Origin of the sequence: Rhodococcus sp. (in: high G+C Gram-positive bacteria), assembly GCF_049286785.1 — a bacterium.
Classification (GTDB): Bacteria; Actinomycetota; Actinomycetes; order Mycobacteriales; family Mycobacteriaceae; genus Rhodococcus_F.
In genome coordinates this window covers 1-5806 of the sequence record NZ_JBAQEO010000669.1, presented here as the reverse complement: position 1 = coordinate 5806, position 5806 = coordinate 1, and the positions used below count along the sequence as shown (strand labels likewise).

1 protein-coding gene is annotated in these 5806 nt (G+C 70.4%); it reads right to left on the bottom strand.

Annotated elements, in window-relative coordinates; genetic code table 11:
- Window positions 1-5806: amino acid adenylation domain-containing protein (locus WAW17_RS24085; RefSeq protein ID WP_422335411.1), on the bottom strand; the 5806-nt coding region annotated here is incomplete at both ends.

Here is a 5806-nt window from a genome sequence, read left to right as displayed (position 1 = left end):
GTGCGTGCACATCGTGCACCACCACGGCCGGTTCGGGCAGGGCGTCGCGATCGAGCTTGCCGTTGGCGGTGAGCGTGAAGGCCTCGACGGGCACCACGACGTTCGGGACGAGGTACTCGGGCAGCATCGTCCGCAGGTAGGCCGACAGTTCCCGCGGCCCGGCGGTGCTCACCACGTACGCCACCAGCCGGTCGCCAATGGCGCTGGTTCCGCGCACCATCACGGCGGCGCGTTCCACGTCGGGTCGGCGTAGCAGTGTCGCCTCGATCTCGCCGGGCTCGATGCGGTAACCGTGCAGGGCCACCTGGGTGTCGGCGCGGCCGATGTGGTCGAGGTCGCCGTCGCGGCTGTAGCGGGCCAGATCCCCCGTCCGGTACATGCGGGCACCGGGGACGAACGGGTCGGCGACGAACCGCTGTGCGGTGAGCGCGGGCCGGCCCAGGTAACCGGCCGCCACCTGCGGCCCCGACACGTACAGTTCGCCGGCGGTTCCTGTCGGCACCGGCTGTAGCGATGCGTCCAATACGTACGTACGCAGTCCGGGCAGGGCGCGTCCGATCGAGCGGCGCGTCTCTCCCGGCCGCAGGTCGTGTCGGGTGACGTGGACGGTGGTCTCGGTGATGCCGAACATGTTGACTGCGCGCACATTCGGGTGATGGGTGAGCCATGTCGCCACCGGTGCGGGGTCGAGTGCCTCGCCGCCGAAGATGAGCAGTCGCAGCGACGACGAGTCGAGGTGCTCGGCCAGTTGCCCGAACGCGGACGGCGTCTGGTTGAGGACGGTGACGCCCTCGTCGACCAGCAGGTCGGCGAATTCGCGGGGTGAGCGGGCCAGGTAGTGGTCGACCAGCACGAGTCGTCCGCCGGTGGTGAGGGCGCCCCACATTTCCCAGACGGAGAAGTCGAAGGCGTGTGAGTGGAACATGGTCCACACGTCGCCGGGGCCGAAGCCGAACTCGTCGCGGGTGTTGGCCAGCAGCGACAGCACATTGGCGTGGGTGACCAGCACGCCCTTCGGCTCCCCCGTGGACCCGGATGTGTAGATGACGTACGCACTCCCCACCCGTGAGTACTTATTAACACTCCGCGGTGGAGAAGTACTCACAGCGGGGAGGGCGGAGAGGACCAGGGCCGGCTTCGCGTCATCGAGCAGGTAGCGGATGCGTTCGGCCGGATAGTCGACGTCGATGGGCACATATGCTGCGCCGGCGCGGGTCACCGCGAGGATGGCGACGATCAGGTCGATCGAGCGCGGCAGCACGATCGCCACCAGGTCTTCGGCAGCCACCCCGGACGCCTGCAGGTGCGCGGCCACCTCGGCGGAGCGGCGTTCGAGTTCGCGGTACGTCAACGTGATATCGCCGAACGTCACCGCCGCCGCGTCGGGCTGCTCGACGGCCCGCTGCTCGAACAGTTCCGCCAGCGACGACACTGCCGACGACGACGCTGCCGGAATAACACCGGCCACGTGTGCCGCCCGTTCGGACTCGCTGAGCACGTCGATGGCGCCGACCGGCACATGCACGTCGGCCACCACGGCCCGCAGCACCCGCAGCAGCCGCCCGGCCCACGCCTCGACGGTGGCGGCGTCGAACAGCTCTGCGGGATAGACGAACACGCCGTCGAGTCCGCCGTCCTGCTCGCGTACCGAGATTTCGAGGTCGAAGCGGCTGGTTCCGGTGCCCACTTCCCGGCCCCGCACGTTCATCCCCGACAGCGTGACGTCCGGGACGGAGTCGAAATTGTCGTACGCCAGCATCACCTGGAACAGCGGGTGGTGCCCGGTGGATCGGGCCGGGGCCACCGCGTCGACGACGAGTTCGAACGGCACCTCCGCGTGCGCGAATGCGGCGAGGTCGGTTTCCCGGACGGACGCGAGCAGTTCGTCGAAGCCGGCGCGCGGGTCGATGCGACTGCGCAGGGCGACGGTGCCGACGAACATGCCGACCACGTCGTCGAGTGCGGGATCGGTCCGCCCCGACGTCGGTGTTCCGATCGCGAGGTCCTGGGCACCGGTCAGCTTCGAGAGCAGCACGGCCAGCGCGGCATGCAGCAGCATGAACGGGGTCGAGTTCTGCTGTCGGGCAATGCTTTCCAGTTCACCCTGCAGTTCGGCCGGTACCCGGAACGGCACCTGCCGCGCCGTGAGTCGGTCGGTGCCGGGTCGCGGCCGGTCTGTGGGCAGCGGCAGCAGGGCGGGCAGGCCGTCGAGCGCGGAGGTCCAGTAGTCGAGTTCGCGTCGCATCCGGCTGCGCGGGTCGGCGGCGTCGCCGAGGACGCGGCGCTGCCATCGCGCGAAGTCGGTGTAGTGGATGGGCAGCGGCGTCCAGTCGGGGGCGTGCCCGGACGTCCGCGCCTCGTAGGCGATCGCGAAGTCCCGGATCAGCGGCCCGAACGACAGCCCGTCGACGGCGATGTGGTGCAGCACCACGGTGAGGGTGTGCCGGCCCGGCGCCTCCTCGGACAGCGCCAGCCGCAGCGGCGCCTCGGTGGTGAGGTCGAATCCGCGAACCGCCAGATCGTCCCCGACGACGAACTCGACAGACGCCGGTAGCACCTGCTGGACCGGACCCGACTCCGTGTCGGGGAAGACGGTACGCAGCACGGCATGGCGTTCGATCACATCGGTCAGCGCCGCGGTCAGGGCCAGGGCGTCCAGGTTCCCGTCGAATTCGACGGCGAACGCCACGTTGTACGCGGGCGATTCGGGGTCCACGCGGTTCAGCAACCACAGCCGCTGCTGCGCGTAGGCGAGGGGTGCGGGCTGATCGTTGTGCTCGGCGACGAGCGGCGGACGCTGGTCGCCGCCCTGCTCGATCAGCGCGGCGAGTGCGGCGACGGTGGGGCGGTCGAACAGGTCGCGCACGCCGATCCGCAGTCCGGATACGGCCGCCAGCCGCGACACCACCCGGGTAGCCGACAGCGAGTTTCCGCCCAGGGCAAAGAAATCGGCGTCGGCGCCCACGTCGGTGACGCCGAGGATCTCGGCCACGGCGTCGGCGACCAGGTGCTCGACGGGGGTGCGCGGCGGGCGGGTGGACGGCGGAAGTTGGGGTGCTGGCAGGGCGGCGCGGTCCACCTTGCCGTTGACTGTGAGCGGCAGCGCGTCGAGGACGACCACGGTGGTGGGCACCATGTAGCGCGGGAGCCGGCCGGCAGCGAAGTCGAGCACGGTCGCCGGATCCGCCGGGCCACTCACGTACGACGTCAGAATCCCGTCGCGCAGCATCGTGACCGCGCTGTCGACGCCCGGCGCCGATCCCAGCACCGTGTCGATCTCGCCGAGTTCCACCCGGAAGCCGCGGATCTTGATCTGGCTGTCGGCGCGGCCCACGAAGTCGAGGTCGTGGTCGGCGGTCCAGCGCACCAGGTCCCCGGTTCGATACATACGACCGTATCCGTGCGGATTCGCGATGAACCGTTCCGCTGTGAGCGCGGGAGCACCCAGGTACCCCCTCGCGAGCGCCGGGCCCGCCAGGTACAGCTCACCGATCACGCCCACCGGCACGGGCCGCAGCCGCCCGTCGAGGACCATCGCGGACGCGCCGCGGATGGGACGGCCGATGGTGATCGGGTCACCGGACTGCAACGCGCGGCTGGCGGTGACCCAGATGGTGAATTCGGTGGGGCCGTACAGGTTCAGGACCGTCCGGTCCCCACCCCAGCGCGCGAGCAGTTCCGGCGGGCACACGTCTCCGGCCACGGCGAGCAGTTCGAGCGAGTCCAGCCCGTCCGGGTCGCCGAGGGCGGGGACGGCGGGAGTGGTGGTCCAGTGGGTGATGCGTTCTCGGCGCAGCACGTCGGTCAACTCGTCACCGCCCACCACGTCGGGCGGCGGAATCACCAGCACCGCGTCGCCGACCGCGGCCACCAGGATGTCGTGAATAGCTCCGTCGAAGCTGGGGGCGGCGGTGTGCAGGATGCGCGAGTCGGGACCCACCCGGTACCGGGCCCGGGCCTCGACGGCGTGGTTCGCGAGCCCGCGATGCGTCACCACCACACCCTTGGGTTCGCCGGTGGATCCGGACGTGTAGATCACGTACGCGGGATGATCCACGTGCAGGGGTCGGACGCGTTCGCTGTCGGCAATCGGTGCCGAATCCCCCTCGGAATCGGCCACATCCACCCAGGTGATGCCGGCGGGCACCTGCTGCGGATCGTGCGCGATCACGGCGCGCACCCCGGCGGCGGTGAGGGTGGCGATGATTCGGTCGGCCGGGTACGCCGGGTCCATCGGCAGGGGGGCGGCGCCGCTGCGGGCCACCGCCCACACCGCCGTCACGGAGTCCACGGACCGCGGCAGCAGCAGGGCCACGGTGTCCTCGGGTCCGAGACCGAGCGCGATGAGTCTGCGGGCCAGCCGGTTCGCGCGCTGATCCAGTTCGCGGTAGGTGAGTTCGGTGTCGCCGCAGCACACGGCTACACCGGTGGAGCCGACCAACAGATCGGGGAACATCACCTCCGGCGCGGAGTCACCGCCCACCGCGGGGACGAGCGCGCGCTCGGACGGCTCCAGAAGGTCCAGATCACCGATCGCCGTGGACGGTTCGGTCACGGCCGCTGTCAACACGGTCTGGAACAGTGCGGCCCAGCGAGTGATGGTGGTGTGGTCGAACAGCTCGGTGGGGTACGAGATCACCCCGTCCAGACCCGAGTGGTGCGCGCGCAGCTGCACCTCGAGGTCGTAGCGGCTGACGGCGCTGGTGAGGTTGCGGCTTCGGACGGTGAGGTTGTCGAACGTGAGCTCGGTGTCGATGCCGCTCTGGTACGCCAGCAGCACCTGGAACAGCGGGTGGTGTGTGGTGGACCGGGCCGGCGACACGGCGTCGACCACTCGCTCGAACGGCTGATCGGCGTGCGCGTAGGCGGCGAGGTCCGCAGTTCGGACGGCGGCGAGCAGGTCGGTGAACGACCGGTTCGGATCCACCCGAGTGCGCAGAACGACGGTGCCGACGAACATGCCGACGAGGTGGTCGAGCATCGGATCGGTGCGGCCGGAGACGGGTGTGCCGATGGCGATGTCGGAGGTGCCGCTGAGTACCGACAGCGTGGCGGCGAGGGCGCTGTGCACCACCATGAACGGGGTGGCGCCGGCGCGGCGGGCCAGATCGCTGATACCGCGGTGCACCGATTCGTCCACGGTGAACGGAACGTGGGCGGCGGTGGTTGCCGGTGTGGTGCGGGGGCGGTCGGTGGGTAGCGGCAGCAGCTCGGGCAGTCCGTCGAGGGCGCTCTGCCAGTACGTGAGGTCGGAACTGTCGGCCACGATCTGCCGCTGCCAGCGCGCGTAGTCGCCGTAGCGGACGGGCAGCTCGGCCCAGTCGGGGGCGTGGCCGTCGCGGCGGGCGCGGTAGGCGGTGAGCAGGTCACGGGTGAGCGGGGCGAGGGACATCCCGTCGAGCACGATGTGATGGGCGGCCACCACCACGGTCCAGCGGCCGGCGCAGTGCAGGAGTTGCACCCGCACCGGTGGGGCGCTGGTGAGATCGAAACCCGTGCTGGTGAGCGCCGTGATCGCCTGTTCCAGGCCGTCCTCGTCGACAATCAGCGGGTTGAGGTCGAGGGCCGGCTCGGACGGGGTTTGCACCACGCCGGTGTCGGTCTCGCGGAACACGGTGCGCAGCGGCTCATGCCGGGAGATCACGTCCCGGACGGCGGCGGTGAGTGCGTCCACGTCGACGGGGCCGTCGAGGTCGACGGCGAACGGCACCACGTAGTCGGCGGAGCCGGGGTTCATCCGGTCGAGCAGCCACAGCCGTTCCTGCGCCGGAGCCAGCGGCGTTTCGTCCCTGTGAGTACTTCTTAA